The 16,241-nt window shown below is 46.5% G+C and carries 14 protein-coding genes and 1 pseudogene; 4 read left to right on the forward strand and 11 right to left on the reverse strand.

The genetic code is table 11. The features are described 5' to 3' along the window. Positions 1-145 precede the first annotated feature (145 nt). Positions 146-1,522, forward strand: a complete 1,377-nt coding sequence (locus tag G7083_RS12500) for a YjiH family protein (protein ID WP_166015171.1) — start codon at positions 146-148, stop codon at positions 1,520-1,522. Between the two features lie 8 nt (positions 1,523-1,530). Here G7083_RS12500 and G7083_RS12505 read toward each other — a convergent pair whose 3' ends face one another. From G7083_RS12505 to G7083_RS12530, 6 genes are all read right to left on the reverse strand, one after another. Next, positions 1,531-1,692, reverse strand: coding sequence for a hypothetical protein (locus G7083_RS12505; protein WP_166015172.1), 162 nt, complete (start codon positions 1,690-1,692; stop codon positions 1,531-1,533). Positions 1,693-1,756: 64 nt separating this feature from the next. Further along, entirely contained in the window at positions 1,757-2,512 is a 756-nt protein-coding gene (pstB, locus tag G7083_RS12510; protein WP_240911952.1) for a phosphate ABC transporter ATP-binding protein PstB, read from the reverse strand. A gap of 28 nt (positions 2,513-2,540) precedes the next feature. Further along, the gene (gene pstA, locus G7083_RS12515) at positions 2,541-3,404 is read right to left on the reverse strand and encodes a phosphate ABC transporter permease PstA (RefSeq protein ID WP_166015174.1); all 864 of its coding nucleotides are present in this window, start codon (positions 3,402-3,404) and stop codon (positions 2,541-2,543) included. A gap of 5 nt (positions 3,405-3,409) precedes the next feature. Continuing rightward, positions 3,410-4,330: a phosphate ABC transporter permease subunit PstC gene (gene pstC / locus G7083_RS12520; RefSeq protein WP_166015175.1), complete on the reverse strand. Its 921-nt coding sequence runs from the start codon at positions 4,328-4,330 to the stop codon at positions 3,410-3,412. Between the two features lie 77 nt (positions 4,331-4,407). Continuing rightward, positions 4,408-5,229: a phosphate ABC transporter substrate-binding protein gene (locus G7083_RS12525; protein WP_166015176.1), complete on the reverse strand. Its 822-nt coding sequence runs from the start codon at positions 5,227-5,229 to the stop codon at positions 4,408-4,410. Positions 5,230-5,754: 525 nt separating this feature from the next. Further along, complete coding sequence (locus G7083_RS12530) at positions 5,755-7,101, reverse strand: DEAD/DEAH box helicase (protein WP_166015177.1); 1,347 nt, start codon at positions 7,099-7,101, stop codon at positions 5,755-5,757. Positions 7,102-7,442: 341 nt separating this feature from the next. Here G7083_RS12530 and G7083_RS12535 point away from each other — a divergent pair, with 341 nt between their 5' ends. After that, positions 7,443-7,691, forward strand: a complete 249-nt coding sequence (locus G7083_RS12535) for an Lpp/OprI family alanine-zipper lipoprotein (RefSeq protein WP_166015178.1) — start codon at positions 7,443-7,445, stop codon at positions 7,689-7,691. Positions 7,692-7,770: 79 nt separating this feature from the next. Here the strand turns inward: G7083_RS12535 and G7083_RS12540 are convergent, their stop codons facing one another. The 3 genes from G7083_RS12540 to G7083_RS12550 are packed head-to-tail and all read right to left on the reverse strand — an operon-like array spanning position 7,771 to position 11,121. Further along, entirely contained in the window at positions 7,771-8,691 is a 921-nt protein-coding gene (locus G7083_RS12540; protein ID WP_166015179.1) for a L,D-transpeptidase family protein, read from the reverse strand. 8 nt (positions 8,692-8,699) lie between these two features. Beyond that, entirely contained in the window at positions 8,700-10,109 is a 1,410-nt protein-coding gene (gene phrB / locus G7083_RS12545; RefSeq protein ID WP_166015180.1) for a deoxyribodipyrimidine photo-lyase, read from the reverse strand. 58 nt (positions 10,110-10,167) lie between these two features. Continuing rightward, on the reverse strand, positions 10,168-11,121 hold the full coding sequence (locus tag G7083_RS12550; RefSeq protein ID WP_166015181.1) for a DUF523 and DUF1722 domain-containing protein: 954 nt from the start codon (positions 11,119-11,121) through the stop codon (positions 10,168-10,170). Positions 11,122-11,354: 233 nt separating this feature from the next. On the opposite strand from G7083_RS12550, the pseudogene G7083_RS12555 reads away from it, so the two are divergent. Together G7083_RS12555 and G7083_RS12560 are read left to right on the forward strand one after the other, a co-directional pair. Then, a pseudogene (locus G7083_RS12555) lies at positions 11,355-12,843 on the forward strand (hypothetical protein). Beyond that, entirely contained in the window at positions 12,824-14,404 is a 1,581-nt protein-coding gene (locus tag G7083_RS12560; RefSeq protein WP_166015182.1) for a GGDEF domain-containing protein, read from the forward strand. The pseudogene G7083_RS12555 and the gene G7083_RS12560 overlap by 20 nt, the downstream one beginning before the upstream one ends. A 149-nt stretch (positions 14,405-14,553) precedes the next feature. On the opposite strand, the gene G7083_RS12565 is transcribed toward G7083_RS12560, so the two are convergent. Further along, positions 14,554-14,856, reverse strand: a complete 303-nt coding sequence (locus G7083_RS12565; RefSeq protein ID WP_166015183.1) for a GNAT family N-acetyltransferase — start codon at positions 14,854-14,856, stop codon at positions 14,554-14,556. Positions 14,857-14,904: 48 nt separating this feature from the next. Then, positions 14,905-16,131 carry a sodium/glutamate symporter gene (gltS, locus tag G7083_RS12570; RefSeq protein WP_166015184.1) on the reverse strand — a complete coding sequence of 409 codons (1,227 nt, stop codon included), beginning with the start codon at positions 16,129-16,131 and terminating at the stop codon, positions 14,905-14,907. Positions 16,132-16,241 lie beyond the last annotated feature (110 nt).

Here is a 16,241-nt window from a genome sequence, read left to right on the forward strand (position 1 = left end):
TGAATAGTATTGCGAAGGTAGTCGAAAATAGATATTCTTGCCGCCACTGATTAAATACGGAAATTCAGTGAATGTTTATGCCAGGGTGTGGCAACTTTCAACAGCACAGTGCGTCGTGATGACGCAGCATTGATAGAGACAACACATGCAAGATAATGCGCAAACCTTAAAGCCACCAGTTAATCCAAATTCTGGCCATCTGTGGGTATTCCTGATCCCTTCGCTGATCGGGCTTTTTTTGTTTATGGCCCCCATTCGTTATGATGGTTCGTTAACCATTCCGGTTGCGGTATTAGCGAAGTCGATTCAAGCGCTATTAGGTGATTCTTTGGTGACCATCGTCACCACTATCATTGCCTTTATGGCGATCGCTTCGGTGCTCAGTAAGTTGTTTCAACCACGCTGGATTATGCAACGCCCATTCTTAAACAGTTTGTTTAACCCATCTTGGCTTTGGTTGGCGGTGCGGGTGATCGGTGGCGCAGCGGTGATCATGACCTTCTTTCAAATCGGTCCACAAGCGATTTGGGAAGAAAATACTGGCGGTTTAGTGCTAGAAGGTTTGCTGCCAACTCTATTTTCGGTGTTTATTTTTGCAGGGCTACTGCTGCCTTTACTGCTCAACTTCGGCTTATTGGAACTACTCGGTAGCCTACTGAGCAAAGTGATGCGTCCTATCTTTAACCTCCCAGGTCGTAGCGCGATTGACTGTATGGCTTCTTGGCTGGGTGACGGTAGTGTCGGGATTCTACTCACCAGCAAACAGTATGAGGGTAAGTTTTATACCCAGCGTGAAGCTGCCGTCGTCGGCACAACTTTTTCGGCGGTTTCCATCACATTCAGTTTAGTGGTGATTGCACAAGTTGAACTGGAGCATCTGTTTTTACCCTTTTATGGTGCGGTGTGTTTAGCTGGCTTTGTCGCGGCAATCGTGATCCCTCGCCTCCCGCCTTTAGCATGGAAAAAAGATGTTTATATCGATGGCACTCAGCCACATCCCGATGCGGGCGCCATCCCTACTGGCCATAGCGCGTTTTCTTGGGGCTTAGAGCTGGCACTGGCCAAAGCGGGCAAAGTCCGTTCGGTAAAATCGGTGCTGGCCGAAGGCGTGCGTAACGCGGTGGATATGGTGTTTGGCGTATTACCTGTCGTGATGGGGCTTGGTACGATTGCACTGGTGATTGCGGAATACACTTCGCTATTTGCAATTCTTGGTCAACCGTTTATCCCATTTTTAGAGCTGCTCGGCATCCCAGAAGCCGCCGCCGCGTCAAAAACCATTGTGGTTGGTTTCGCCGATATGTTTATCCCTGCGATTTTAGCCGCCTCAATTGATAATGAGATGACCCGTTTTGTGATTGCGGCAATGTCGGTCACTCAGCTTATCTACATGTCGGAAGTGGGTGCATTGCTGCTTGGCAGCCGTATTCCAGTCAATATTTTCGAACTGTTTGTGATTTTCATTTTGCGTACCTTGATCACTTTACCTGTGATTGCCGCCGTTGCTCATCTGCTGTTCTAGTCGCTAGATCACTCTTTAATCCGCGCCATTACGATGGCGCTTTTTTTATGCCAAGATTGAGAGGTTCGCTCACTTAACCGGCCAATAAACCAAGCTCGCGAGGTTTTATTAGCGGTCAGCTCAAATGGCTCATAGCGAGCTTGGTTTATGGTTGCATAAAATGCGGCCATAAAAAAGCCCCTCATTGAGGGGCAAAATTTACCATCGCTTATAGTTATAATTCACCAGTATTGATTAGCCAAAGTCACCGTTAACGTAACCACGCGTGCGATCATCACGTGGATTACTGAAGATAACTTGGGTTTCATCGTGTTCAACCAACTCACCCATTAAGAAGAAAGCGGTGCGATCTGAGATACGACGCGCTTGCTGCATTGAGTGGGTCACGATCACGATGGTGTAATTCTTTTTCAGATCTTCCATCAACTCTTCAATTTTATGGGTCGCGATCGGATCGAGTGCCGAAGTCGGCTCATCCATCAAAATCACATCCGGCTCCATCGCAATGGTGCGCGCAATACATAAACGCTGTTGCTGACCACCAGAGAGGCCAAAGGCGTGAGATTTCAGGCGATCTTTCACTTCATCCCACAACGCCGCGCTACGCAGTGAACGCTCAACCACTTGATCAAGATATTTTTTATCTTTGATGCCTTGCGCACGCAGGCCATACGCGACGTTTTCATAAATACTCATCGGGAATGGGTTCGGCTTTTGGAATACCATACCAACGCGAATGCGCAAATCAGAGACATCGATATTGCCATACACATCTTGGCCATCCATGGTCAGTTTGCCGGTAATTTTCACCCCTTCAATCAAATCATTCATGCGGTTCAAGCAGCGTAGTAAGGTTGATTTACCACAGCCCGAAGGGCCAATCAGCGCCGTCACTTGACGAGTTGGGATCGGCAGGTTGATCGACTTCAGCGCTTGGTTTTCACCGTAGAACAGATCAAGGTTTTCAATATTAAATTTGGTCGTTTTCATTGGATTATCTCTAAATTCTGTCAATGGCTTAGTAAGTCGCAGTATTGAATCGTTTGGCAATTAACTTGGTGATCATGTTGATCAGCAGTACCACCACAATCAGTACAGTGGCGGTGCCATAAGCTTGATTCCACTCTTCGATAGTAAACAGCTCGGTGGTCAACTTGTATAAGTGCACGGTTAAGGTACGTCCCGAATCAAGCAGAGAATTCGGAATACGTGCCACCATACCTGCAGTCAAAAACACCGGAGCCGATTCACCAATCACACGGCCAATACTCAAAATAACAGAAGTTAAAATCCCCGGCATTGCACTGGGCAAAATCAGCCGACGAATAGTATAAATTTTTGAAGCACCGACACCATAAGAACCTTCACGATAGGTCTGTGGCACCGACATCAACGCTTCTTCGGTGGTACGAATGATCACCGGTAAAATCAGGATACTCAGGGTTAACGCACCAGAGAGTATCGAGAAACCTAGCCCCAAAATCGCGACGAAGAAAGTCATACCAAACAGACCAAAAATGATCGATGGAATACCCGCTAGCGATTCGGTACAAAAACGAATGATTTTGACTAAACGACTGCCCACTTTGGCGTATTCAGTCAGATAAATCGCGGTCATAATACCGATAGGTGCCGCCACCGCAATTGAGGCAACCACCATGTAGAGCGTCGCCACGATCATCGGGAAAATGCCGTGTTCATCGCCAGTATGGGTGTAGTTGTCAGTAATGAATTTCCAGTTAACGTGTTGCAAACCGTTAGACAAAATGTACCAGATGATCCAGAACAGGAAACCGACCGTCAATGCCGCAGAAATCCAGATAAACGCACGCAGCACATTATCTTTAAACTCACGCGCCTGTTTTAGTTTTACACGATCCATGCCCATTACCTCGCTTTCTCACGGTTCAAGTACAACAATGCCGCATTCAACATCATGATGAACACCAGTAGCACTACGCCAGTCGCGTACAGCGCATTAGCATGAATACCGCTTGCGTAAGACATTTCAATCGCAATATTGGCGGTTAAGGTGCGTGCTGCATCCAGCAGACCTTCCGGCATGGCTGGGGCGTTACCCATTACCATGATGATCGCCATCGTTTCACCTAACGCACGGCCGATGCCTAAGATAACCCCAGTCATGATCCCAGAGCGAGCCGCAGGAACTAGGAGTTTAAAGATGGTGTAAATGCTCGATGCACCAAGTGCTAATGAGCCTTCTTTGTAGGCGCGAGGAACCGCACGAATCGAGGTTTCCGATACCGTGATCACTGTCGGTAGAATCATCACGCCAAGCACGATAATCCCGGCCAAAATGGTGTTACCGGCTGGAACCTGAAACACATTTTGGATCAGCGGTACAATAATTACTAAACCGAAGAAGCCGTAAACCACCGAAGGAATGCCCGCAAGCAGTTCAACCGCCGGGCGGATCACATCCGCCACCCGTTTCGGAGCAACTTCAGCAATAAAAATGGCGGTAAGTACCCCAACTGGCACCCCAACAATCACCGCACCAAAGGTTGATACGACAGAAGCGACAATCATAGTCGCGACACCGTACAGTGCAGGAGGGAGCCAATCTTGGCCAAGCACAATGCCTGACACGCCAGCTTCTTGGAACGCTGGGATACTTTCACGAACAATGAAGTACGCGATGATGGCAAGAGAAACAATGCCAATCACGGCACTGGTCAGAAACAAACCGTGAAAGATACGTTCTTTCCAGTCAACACGTCGCTGCTCACGCAGACCACGTATAGAGGTATTATCCATAAGCTTGTCACTATTGGTTGCGATGGTCATAAATCACCTATCGAACGGATGTCGTTCAAAACAAAGTACCCGACCCAAATCGGGTCGGGCAAAGAGGGTAAAACGTATTACTTAGCGGTGATGTAACCTTTTGCGGCTACAATCTGTTGTGCTTCATCTGACAGCATCCAATCTAGGAATTTCTGAGCTGCAGCAGATGGCTTACCTTGCATGTAAAGCACTAGGAATGGGCGAGAAACTTGGTAAGTGCCGTTTTTCACGTTATCAACGCTTGCTTCAACACCGTTTACCGCTAGCGCGTGCACTGAGCTATCAACGGTACCCAAAGAGATGTAACCGATAGCGTAAGGGTTTGAAGCCACCATTGTTTTCAGTGCGCCGTTACCGTTTGCTACTTGTGCACGTTGTGAAATCGCTGAAACTTCTTTATCTGACACTTTCTTTTTCAGTGCCATGATGTCTTCGAATGCACCACGAGTACCAGAAGCGGTATCACGAGTGATTGCAACGATAGGCTTGTCTTCGCCACCCACTTGTTTCCAGTTAGTCACTTCGCCTTTATAGATTTGAGAAACTTGCTCAGAGGTTAAACCTTTCACTGCATTGCTTGGGTGAACCACCACCGCGATACCATCCAGAGCAATCGCTTCTTCAATCAGCGCTGGCTCTTTTTCTGAATCTTTCAGATTACGTGATGACATACCAAAATGAGCACTGCCATTTTTAGCAGCTTTGATGCCCGCTGAAGAACCTGGGCCTTGAACTTCAATGAAGACTTCAGGATTACTTTTTGCGTACGTTTCAGAAAATACTTCCATCAGCGGTGTAACACTGCTTGAGCCCACTGCTGAAATTGTCTCTTTCGCCATAACTGGATTTACTGCAAGTGCGCCCATAAGAGCGATAGCACCGATTACTGTCTTTTTCATCACAAATTTCCTATAAGTGGCTAGGTTGCCGTTGCGTTTCAGTTGAACGAGGCTCACTTTAGGCGGTAAATATGACAATTATGTTTCAGTTAATTGAACCCTGTATGACACCTCAGCTTCTGTCGTCAGCTTTTGTCGTCAATAACGTCATCCAACATCAGTCAGTTCGCGCCGTTAGGATCGCCGATCATCAAAATTATCGTATTACCACCCACGCTTGATATACCCAAACAACTTGGAGTTGCAGGTAGGCGGCAAGTGAGTGAGTCCCCATGAGCATAGGCAAACTATGTGATTGGGGTGAACGAACGTCGCCAACACCGCTGCAGCTTCAAGTAGGAAGGGTATACATGAGATGTTATCCATGTAAAGACCATAATAGACGATACCCCTTACATTCGTCATGTAAGGGGTATCATCAAATCTCGATCCTCGGCGCAGCACTCGTCGTGCTAGAGTGCCTACAGCGATGCCGATAATCTTGGCCAATCAGCGCTAACCTTCGACTCGGCCAAGCCTCTGAATTTATTCCATAGCATCTTCTTGATCAGTTTCTGGCTGGGCTGCCACTTTCTTTTTCGGAATAAATACCGCATCACCCACCGCAACATTGCGGTAAAAACTTTTATCACGCGCGGCGGGTTTGCTGGCTTTAGTCGGCGCTTTGGTTTTGGTGACACGCTGCTTAGGTGCTGCTTTTGGCGTAGTTTGGCGCGGTTTTAAACCTTTAAACTTACCGGCTAAACCTTCGAGTACTTCAAACTGCAGCTCTTGTTGTAAAAAAGCTTCGACTCGTTTGAAACTATCCCAATCTTTCGGCCCCACCAGTGACATCGCATCACCTTTATTACCCGCCCGGCCGGTGCGACCAATCCGATGCACATACTCTTCAGTATGCTTTGGCATATCGAAGTTGATCACATGGGTCACTGATGGAATATCAAGACCACGCGAAGCCACATCGGTCGTCACTAGGATCTTAAACACCGTACGCTCAAATTGGCTCATGATGGTATTACGCTGAGCCTGATTAAGGTTACCACTCAGTGCCACCGCTTTCAGATTATGCTGGTTGAGCTTTTCGGTCAGGCGATCAGTATCAACACGAGTTGCCGTGAAGATGATCACTTGGCGATAGTCGGCATCCGCCAAAATACGATCTAATAGAGCTTCTTTGTGATCAAGATGATCGCATAGGTAAAAATGCTGGGTAATGTCTTTATGTTCAGCGCTGCCAACCCCAATCGCAATCCGTTTCGGTTCATTAAGCAGCTCCATCGCCATGTCATTCACATCAGCGTGATCTAAAGTAGCAGAGAACATTAATGTCTGACGGCGACGGTGCTTGGCCGCATGATGAATACGACGCAGCTCTTTAGCAAAGCCTAAATCGAGCATGCGATCTGCTTCATCCAACACCAAGGTTTCCAACCCTTCGAGGAACAGCGAACGGTGATCAAGGTGATCGGCAAGACGCCCCGGTGTCGCGACAATAAAGCGCGGACCACGCGCTAACGCTTTGACTTGATCGTTAAAATTTTCACCACCAGTGATCAACGTCGCGGTATAGCTTAAACCACCGAGCATTGAACGTAGCTCACCATACACTTGTTTAGCCAACTCACGGGTCGGCACCAAAATGATCCCACGTGGGTCTTTGGCAGAAAACGCTTTGGTCTTTAAAGATTTGTGTAACATCGGCAACACGAAGGCTAAGGTTTTGCCTGAACCGGTCTTAGATGAAGCCAACAAATCTCGTCCGGCAATGATTAACGGAATCGCCTGCTGTTGGATCTCTGTCGCTTGTTTGAAATTGTAATGCGCTAAATTTTTCAGTAAGCGATTATCTAAGCCTAAATCTTTGAATTGCAAAGTATTCTCCATCTTTGGTTATATTTTAAAGTGTCAACGAGATCACGAAAAAGTCCGCTATCATAGCGCAAATCGTCTATTTATAGATAGTCAAGCCAGCAAATAATCCGCCAACCCATCAGCTTGCTGAATAAAAAAGGGACAATCATCCATTCAGGATTGAGCACCAGGCCAATTTGTTGATTCTTTGTCAAATTATTGGAAAAATTTTACTTTTCAAGACTAGTTTTATACCAAATAGCGACTACAATCTGATTGTCCTTATTGAAATTTCTCACAAGTATAGGACGTAACTGTAACTGATACCGAATTACTAAGTTTAAAAGTTTAAGGAGTTCTCTATGAACAAGATGTTAATCGCAGCAGCAGCGTCTTCTGTACTTCTATTAGCCGGTTGCGCCTCTGGTCCTGATGAAGCTAGCACTGCAAAAATGAATGAAATCAGCACTCAGGTCAGCGAACTGAACTCACAAGTTGCGGCACTGTCATCAAAAGTGGATCAAGCAACCAACGCAGCGAAATCAGCACAAGAAGAAGCCGCACGCGCTAATGAACGTATCGACAACATTGCTCAGTCTTATACTAAATAAGCATTGAGTGATCACTCGAATGAACAAGAGCCAGCGATTGCTGGCTCTTTCTTTTTTTGATCACATTTTGATCATCAGATTACTGCGCTAACAAATCCCACTGCGCTGGGGCGATTTCAACTGGCACGCCATTTTGAGCTAAAACCGCGGCGCGAGCTTTCGCATCAGAAATTTGGTGCTCAGCTAACCACCAGCTGAGCTCTTGCGGTATGGCTAATTCAGTTTTTACACCATTACTGCGGGTAAGAGGTTCATGTACTTCAATAAATACGCTGCGATCTGGCTCTAACGCCACTTTGATCGGTTCATTAATGATGCGTACTTTCTCGCCCCGTTCAACTTGCTGAAATAGCCATTCAATATCTTTCGGTTCCATACGAATACAGCCAGCACTCACCCGCATGCCGATACCAAAATCTTTGTTGGTGCCATGGATCAAATAATCCCCCGGCCCATAAGCCAGACGCATCGCATATTCACCAAGCGGATTATCTGGCCCAGCAGGAACGATAGCCGGCAGATCAATACCTTTTGCGAGATATTCTTTACGAATGGAGGCGGGAGGTGTCCAAGTCGGGGCCTTGCGCTTACTACTAATTGAGGTTTGCATCACTGGTGTATCACGCCCAATCCGGCCAATCCCCACTGGGAAAATATACACTTTGCCCAGATCGGGGCGGAAATAGTAGAGACGCAATTCAGCTAGGTTGATCACTATGCCCTCATAAGCCACTTTGGGCAAAATAACCTGAGCTGGGATTGCTAATACAAACCCTTGTTGTGGCAAAAATGGGTCAACGCCACGATTGGCCGCCATCAAGGCTAAAAAACCGATCTCATATTGTTTAGCAATATCGGCTAAGATTTCACCTTTCTGGATCTCATGGTACTGCGTATTGCCGACGATACTACTGCCTTCGACAGGCAGATCAAACACGGCAGCAGTGGCATGCCAACTGACCACCAATGTACAACTGATTGCCCAAAATTTGCGCCACATAATGCTGATCATCCCTTCGCTATTTTATAAAGATGTAAGGTTACTGCTCTTTCCTGTTGATGATCAACCAGTCGCGCTGGATATGACACGCTATTGACAGCCGAACACACCCACGGTTGATGAATATCTTTACTGGCTACGCTACGCAGCTCTGGTACCCAACGGCGAATAAAATCACCATTGGGATCAAATTTTTCACTCTGACTCACCGGGTTAAAAATCCGAAAATACGGTTGTGCATCACAACCTGTAGAGGCGCTCCACTGCCAACCACCATTGTTGGCTGCGTAATCACCATCAATTAAGCGACTCATAAAATAACGCTCACCCCAACGCCAATCAATATGCAAATCTTTGGTTAAAAAACTGGCGACCAACATACGAAGTCGATTGTGCATCCACCCGGTTTGGTTGAGTTGACGCATCGCTGCATCAATAATTGGGTAGCCAGTGCAGCCCTCACACCAGCGGCGAAACTTCTCATCCTCATTCCACCACTCAAGGCGAGCTGCCCATGGCTGAAAATCCTCGCTTTTCGAAAGATTAGGATCGATAGCCACCCAATGCTGATAAAACTCTCGCCAAATCAGTTCATTCAACCAAACTTGCCCACCTTCGCTTAACACGCCAACAGATGACTCAGCAAATAAGCTCGCCACACATTGACGTACCGATAACGCACCGATCGCCAAATACGGCGAAAGCATACTGGTACCATCACGAGCTGGAAAATCACGCGATTGGTGATAATCCTGTACTCGCTCGCCGCAAAAAGTGTGTAACTGACGATGCAAGCTCAGACTATCAACTGGCCACGCCGAGCTGTCCACTCTTGGATAACCAAACGCTTGCTGTGGATACCAAAGCCAAGCACTCAATTCATTCGGCAGTGACCATGCAGGTGCTGGGAGAGTTTTGCGGATGCGTGGCGGCTGCAATAGTGCGAGCCAACGACGCTTAAAGGGAGTGAACACCTTAAATAATTGCTCTTGCTGAGTCAGCACGCTACCGGGCGCGAATAAACATTTATCGTCTGATGCAGACCACAATATTCCGGCCTTAGCCAAAGATTGTGCGGTACGCTGATCACGTTGTTGCTCATCAAACTCATAATCTCGATTGGCAAATACATGTGTCACATTGAGCGTGCTAGCTAACTGAGTGACCACCTTGGCAGCCGAGTTAAAATCGTCCACTTGTTGATACAACAGTGGCACATTCAGTGCAGCGAGCTCTTGCTGCAATACGGCTAAACGCCGCCAGATAAAATCCGCTTGTATCGGTGCTAAATGGTGCTTCTGCCACTGATCCGGAGTCGCCATATAGAGCGCCACGACTGGCTCACCAGTGGCGAGAGCAGCGTTAAGCGCGGTGTTATCCATACTGCGCAGATCACGACGAAACCAAACCAATTGCATACCAATACCTTAGTGTTGTGCGATAAGACGATGATCGGCGACGAGATCGCGCGGTCGCTCATAAACCATAGCGCAGTTTTAATTCTGCAGGATAAGGATTGAGATAGCGTTGCTGGGCCAAATAGGCATCTGGATACAATACTAGGTAGTGTTTTAGCAACGTCAGTGGCGCGAGCAAAGGCAACTCACCGATGCGATAACTCTCAATCACTTGCGATAGTTCAGCTTTTTGCAGCGGGTTAAGCACACGCTTAAAGTAACCTTGCAGATGCATTAAAACGTTGGTGTTATTTTTGCGGCTGGCACGCTGAGTCAGCGCTTGCATTAAACCCAAACGATACTGTTGGATAAAAGTCTCAAGCGAATACTGTTTCACCTGCGCCACTAACTGTCCTAACATTTGGTACGATTGTGGATGATGGGCCATTAACATCAGTTTGTATCGAGAGTGAAAATCCACCACTTTTTTGGCACTTGCTGCATCGCCTAAATGGGTATAAAAATCGTGCAAACAGTAGATGCGGGTAATAAAATTTTCGCACAATACCGGGTCATGTAAGCGGCCATCTTCCTCGACCGGTAGCCACGGCATTTTTTCAAGCAAAATTCGGGTATAAATTCCAACCCCTTCTTTTTCTGAGCCATTATTCTTATACACTTTCACCCGTTCCATACCACAACTGGGCGATTTAGCACACACGATATAGCCGCAAAGCTTGCTATCAGACAGTTCGGCAATTTTATGCTGCGCATAATTTTCCAGCGCCTCGGTGTGGTCGCGAACTCCATCTTTAGTTTCCACCAACCGGATGCGCTGGTTTTCTGAAATAAGCCGTAACGTTGGCCGTGGTACTGGCAACCCCATCCCCATTTCGGGGCACACAGAGACAAATTCTGCATAACGTGCCAATTCATCAGTAATAAAACGGCTGATTTTATGCCCGCCATCGAAACGGACTTTGGCACCAAGCAGACAAGCACTCACACCAATTTTGAGAGGGGGATTCGGCATTCTGATCTCCAGTACTGATTTATAGTGACAATCTCTACAAATATAAGATCTATAGTAGGAAACAAACCGTTCACCTAAGTGACTCAAATAGCATAGTGTGAGGTAACACTAATTATTATCTAATCAGATGATAAATGTGTCCGATGTTTGGCCTAACTTCGTGTTTAATAGCGACTTGCCTCCTATAATGGCTTGCCATTATGAGTATCAAATCGCCTAAGGACGACGGTATTTTGGACAACCATCAATCTCTGCTTGAAATAGAAATTGAACAGCTCAGAGCAAACATTGAAGCTGAGCCAGAGAAGGTATTGCTTCAAGCTGAGCAGTGTTTGATTCGTGCTCGGCAGATCCATTTTACCACTGCCATCATCGAACTGTTGATCATCATCTCACGCTGCTTGTGGTGCAAGATGGACTACCGGGCAGGGCTGAAATTCATCAAAGAAGCCTATCACAGCCAGGGGAATCTCGATATTGATCATTGTTTACCAGAAATTCTGCATATCCACGCGCTGCATTACTGGGGACAAGCCAAATACTATACTGCACAGCAGTTCTGGATTAATGCCTTAGAACAGTCCGCACTGATTGATGAACCAGAAATTGAGATTGAGTGCCTGATTGGCCTTGGGAATATCTGGCGGATCACCAATGAATACCAACTCGCCTGTACCACCCATCAACTGGCGATCAAAGTGGCCAATAATACCCGTCTTGATTGGCTTGAAGGCAAAGCGCGAATTTTATATGCGTGGGATCTCTATCTTCTAAAACAATATGTCGAAATGTTAACTGTACTCGATGGTGCCGAAGAAGCGCTGCAAAATCACGCTAACGTCACTTGGCAAGCCGAAGTGTGGGATTTTAGAGGCTTGGCGCTACTGGGTTTAGAGCGAATTGACGATGCAGAACAAGCCACACGCAAAGCCCATGAACTGGCTGTTGCCAATAACCTGACTTGGATGCAAGCTCACTCATTTATTAGCCGCGCACGTTTAGAGCTGCTGCGTAAAAATTTTTCAGCCGCCGCTGAATGGTTAAATAAGGCTGAAAAAGTGGCCAGCTCGTTTGATAACGGTGAACTGTTATCACAAATCTGTTATCAGCAATCGCGCGTAGCAGAAGAGCATGGTGATGCTCAAGCCGCGTTAATTGCCTTTAAAAAATACCGCCGCTACACCGTAATGATGCTGCGCGAGCAGACAATCCGCGTTGGGATGGACAAAGCTCATTCATCAAAACGTCAACTCGAACAACGCGCGCGTAAATTGATCAACCGCATACGCGGTCAACACGAATTCGACCCGGAAAAGCATCTCTCTAATGTGGTGTCTGAAACCTATTGGTGGGAGCAATTGGTGCTGTTCAAAACCGAGCTGAAAAAATCCAATCATGCCGTGGTGGTCATTTTGCATCCCAATCCAAACTATATCGATGTCTGTACCGAAGTCCTTCATTCACTGTGTGCCCCACAAGATCTACTAGCTCGACTGAGCAGTGATCGCCTCGGCTTACTACTGGCAGAGAAAGGGGATGCCGCGATAGCGATATTTGAAGTGATGAGCAAGATGATTGAAATTTACCCATGGTACCGCAAAGGATTAGACGGCCCACTCCCGCAAATTACACTGCAAGATATTCTCTCCTTTCCATTTACGTTGGAGCAATTGATTGAAAGCCAAACACAGGGAAAAGGTGTATGGAACGCCTGCTGAATAAAATTAAACAAGCTGGACTGGATGCCACTACGGTAACGGGGGAAGAGGCGATTCATTTCTGGAGCCATGTGCGCCAGCATGTCGCCACCTCATCCCAAGAGCGCGCACAGAGCTACATCATCAGTGCCGAATATCACCGTGAAATGAAACAGTGGCACACCAGTGTTGAAGAGCTACGCGCTGCACTTGCCTTACTGGAACTGCCCACTGATCTGCAATTGTTACTTGCCATTAAACACAGTTTAAGTGAGCGACTGCTCGATCTCGGCGAATATGTAGCAGCACTGGCAGAATATGTCGCGATTTCAAATATTGCGGTTGAACATGGCATGATTGATGACTACGTACGTGCAGTGATCGGAATGGGTAATTTGTGTGACGCTTATGGCGATCACAATCGAGCACTACGCTATTACCAAAAAATTGACAGTATTGATCACGCGATCTCCAGCCGTGCGTTGCGTCTGCGCTACAAACTCTATTTACTGGCTTGCTATATCAACCTTGGCCGTTTTGCGATTGCCAATAATCTGATCAAAGAATGCGAAGAGTTGAGTATTTTAGTCAGCGATAAATTACTGACTGGGCAAATCATGCTTTATCAAGCCAAGCTGTATTTACAGCAAGGTAAAGTCAGCCAAGCCATGCTTACCCTAGCCAATGCACAATACTCGTCCTCATTAACGCCATCAGACTGGCTGATGTGTATGCTTCGTATCGAGTTAGCCCATTGCCTATCCAGAATGGGCAAAGCACATCTTGCAATCTTACTGCTCAGCAATAGTGAAAAACGTTTAAAAAACATTCACTCACCTTTTCTTGAGATGCGCTTATACCAAGCATTCAGTGAAGTGCTTGAATTGGAAGGAACATACCAAACCGCACTAGTTTATGAGAAAAAAGCCTTTCAGATTGAAAACCATCTGATGAAACAGATCCCGATCAGCGAGTTAGGTGCGATCCAATTGCGTCGTCTGTCACGCTTTGCACTACAACTCAAACTGATCCTGTCTGAATTAGAAAACCGTGAGCTAAAAGAAACCACCGAAAACCAGAAAAATACTGTATTACAGTTACAACAGGATGTGTTCAGTGACCCTCTCACTCAACTGCATAACCGCCGCTGGTTAGATATGAAGCTCAAAGATCTGCTGCTGCATGAAATACCGTTTGCTTTCTTAGTGGTGGATATTGACCATTTTAAATCGATCAACGATGAGCTCAGTCATTTGGTAGGCGACAAAGCGATCGTCAATGTATCGAGTGAACTGAGCCGCTATTTTACGTTCCGCGGAGCCTCTTGTGTGCGGTTTGGTGGCGAAGAGTTTCTGGTGATTTTGGAAAACGTCCCCCCTGAGGTTGCGCACAAACATGCCGAAATCTACCGCCAGCGTATTTTTAATTTCCCATGGCAAGACATTCTTGGCGAACGTGGCTTAACCGTCAGTATCGGTATTACTCTGCATCGTGAAGGGGAAAATACTCAGCGTACCTTCTATCGTGCGGATAAAGCCCTGTATCGCGCTAAAGCCAATGGCCGCAATCAAGTTTGTGTTGAGTAAGCCGTGGTGTTTTCCAAGCTAGTGATTATCACTCCGGTAGTGATTAGTCTGATCGTGATGACTCTGTTTCATCGCCGCGCTCATGCACGGCGATTCTTCTTTGGCTGATTATCTTACGTTAGCGATGTAGACACTGGGTCACCGATCAATCATTCCGTTGTGGCACGGTGGCGTAAATGCTGCCATTGCGGGTGACGCTCAAGATAATACGCCACATAGCTGCACACCGGCACAATCGTTAAGCCAGCACGCTCAATTTCCGGCAAGACACTTTCCATCATCACCGAACCATAGCCTTTACCTTGCATTTCATCCGGCACTCGGGTTGAGGTAATGTACAACACGTTAGTGTGCTGATCTTGATGCTGATAGCTCACCACGGCCTGATAATCACCCTCTAATACCACTCGATAACAGTGATGATCCACATCATGGTACACGGTGTTTTTCATGCTGACTCCTTGTCCGTCAATAACATAATTTAAAGCGTTACCTCTGGCCTAAGCCAAAAATGAGATAAACCCTTGTAAAATAATTAAATTAACAATATCGATAAAAAAGGCCCCCACGATCGGAACCACCATAAAGGCTTGAGGTGAAGGGCCAAAACGTTTCACCACCGACCCCATATTCATCACCGCGGTTGGGGTAGCACCGAGACCAAAACCACAATGACCTGCCGAAATCACGGCCGCATCATAGTTCGCGCCCATCACTTTAAAGGTCACAAAATAGCAAAAAATCCCTAATACCACCGATTGAATACTCAAGATCACCAAAAATGGCAGCGCTAAATCAAAAATATTCCACAATTTAAGGCTCATTAGCGCCATAGCCAAAAACAGCGATAGAGACACCGTACCTAAAATATCAACGGTTTCTGCATCCACTTTACGCAGCTTAGTCACTTGCAACAGATTGGTGATGAATACACCGATAAACAAAGCGTAGACAAAATCTGGGATCATCAACCAACGGATCTCAAAGGTTTTCACCCACGCTTCTAGATATTTCGCCCCTGTAACACATATCAGCAAGATAAACAGAATTTCAATCACCTTTTTAGCGGTGACTTTATCTTCTTCATCATCGTTATAGGTCACCAACTCAGGGAAGCGCGCGTGGGTTTGTGTGCCACGCCCATATTCAGATTCAATACCGTGTTTGTCGACCAATTTTTGTGCCACTGGGCTGCCGATAATGCCACCGATAATCAACCCAAAGGTTGCCGAGGCCATCGCGATTTCTAAGGTGTTGGTTAAACCATAATTTTCTGAAAACGTATTGGCCCAAGCTGCACCAGTACCGTGTCCACCGGATAAGGTTATCGAACCGGCAATCAAGCCCAACAAAGGATCTAATCCTAGCCCTACCGCCAACGAAACCCCGATGCCGTTTTGGATCAAAATAAACAGTGAGGCCACCGCCAAAAATAGGAACACTTTTGCCCCACCTTTGATCAATTGGGTGTAGTTGGCCGCCAGTCCCACTGTGCTAAAAAACATCAACATAAAGACATTTTGTAGTGGTAATGAGAACTCCATATCGATTCCGTGGAAGTGCAAGGCAGTGATCACACAGGCAACCACTAAACCACCAACAATCGGCTCAGGAATATTAAACTTGGTTAAAATCGGCAAGTTGCGATTAATAAAGTGACCTAAAAACAGGACGCTGATAGCAATCAGAAAAGACTCTAATGCTCCAATGGAAATGATTTGATTCATAGTACCTCTTTTATTTTCAAGCTCATCTCTCCTTGATAAGCGAGCGTCTTAACCAACTTGGTGACGCATAAACACAACATCAATCCAGTGCGATAGTTATCCTCTAATAA

This window comes from Vibrio sp. HDW18 (assembly GCF_011306175.1).
Lineage (GTDB): Bacteria > Pseudomonadota > Gammaproteobacteria > Enterobacterales > Vibrionaceae > Vibrio > Vibrio chanodichtyis.

Bases quoted from the DNA above. Each gene is read 5' to 3' on its own strand.
- G7083_RS12500 (WP_166015171.1), top strand. From the start codon at position 146: ATGCAAGATAATGCGCAAACCTTAAAGCCACCAGTTAATCCAAATTCT.
- G7083_RS12505 (WP_166015172.1), bottom strand. From the start codon at position 1,692: ATGGCCGCATTTTATGCAACCATAAACCAAGCTCGCTATGAGCCATTT.
- pstB (WP_240911952.1), bottom strand. From the start codon at position 2,512: ATGAAAACGACCAAATTTAATATTGAAAACCTTGATCTGTTCTACGGT.
- pstA (WP_166015174.1), bottom strand. From the start codon at position 3,404: ATGGATCGTGTAAAACTAAAACAGGCGCGTGAGTTTAAAGATAATGTG.
- pstC (WP_166015175.1), bottom strand. From the start codon at position 4,330: ATGACCATCGCAACCAATAGTGACAAGCTTATGGATAATACCTCTATA.
- G7083_RS12525 (WP_166015176.1), bottom strand. From the start codon at position 5,229: ATGAAAAAGACAGTAATCGGTGCTATCGCTCTTATGGGCGCACTTGCA.
- G7083_RS12535 (WP_166015178.1), top strand. From the start codon at position 7,443: ATGAACAAGATGTTAATCGCAGCAGCAGCGTCTTCTGTACTTCTATTA.
- G7083_RS12540 (WP_166015179.1), bottom strand. From the start codon at position 8,691: ATGTGGCGCAAATTTTGGGCAATCAGTTGTACATTGGTGGTCAGTTGG.
- phrB (WP_166015180.1), bottom strand. From the start codon at position 10,109: ATGCAATTGGTTTGGTTTCGTCGTGATCTGCGCAGTATGGATAACACC.
- G7083_RS12550 (WP_166015181.1), bottom strand. From the start codon at position 11,121: ATGCCGAATCCCCCTCTCAAAATTGGTGTGAGTGCTTGTCTGCTTGGT.
- G7083_RS12560 (WP_166015182.1), top strand. From the start codon at position 12,824: ATGGAACGCCTGCTGAATAAAATTAAACAAGCTGGACTGGATGCCACT.
- G7083_RS12565 (WP_166015183.1), bottom strand. From the start codon at position 14,856: ATGAAAAACACCGTGTACCATGATGTGGATCATCACTGTTATCGAGTG.
- gltS (WP_166015184.1), bottom strand. From the start codon at position 16,131: ATGAATCAAATCATTTCCATTGGAGCATTAGAGTCTTTTCTGATTGCT.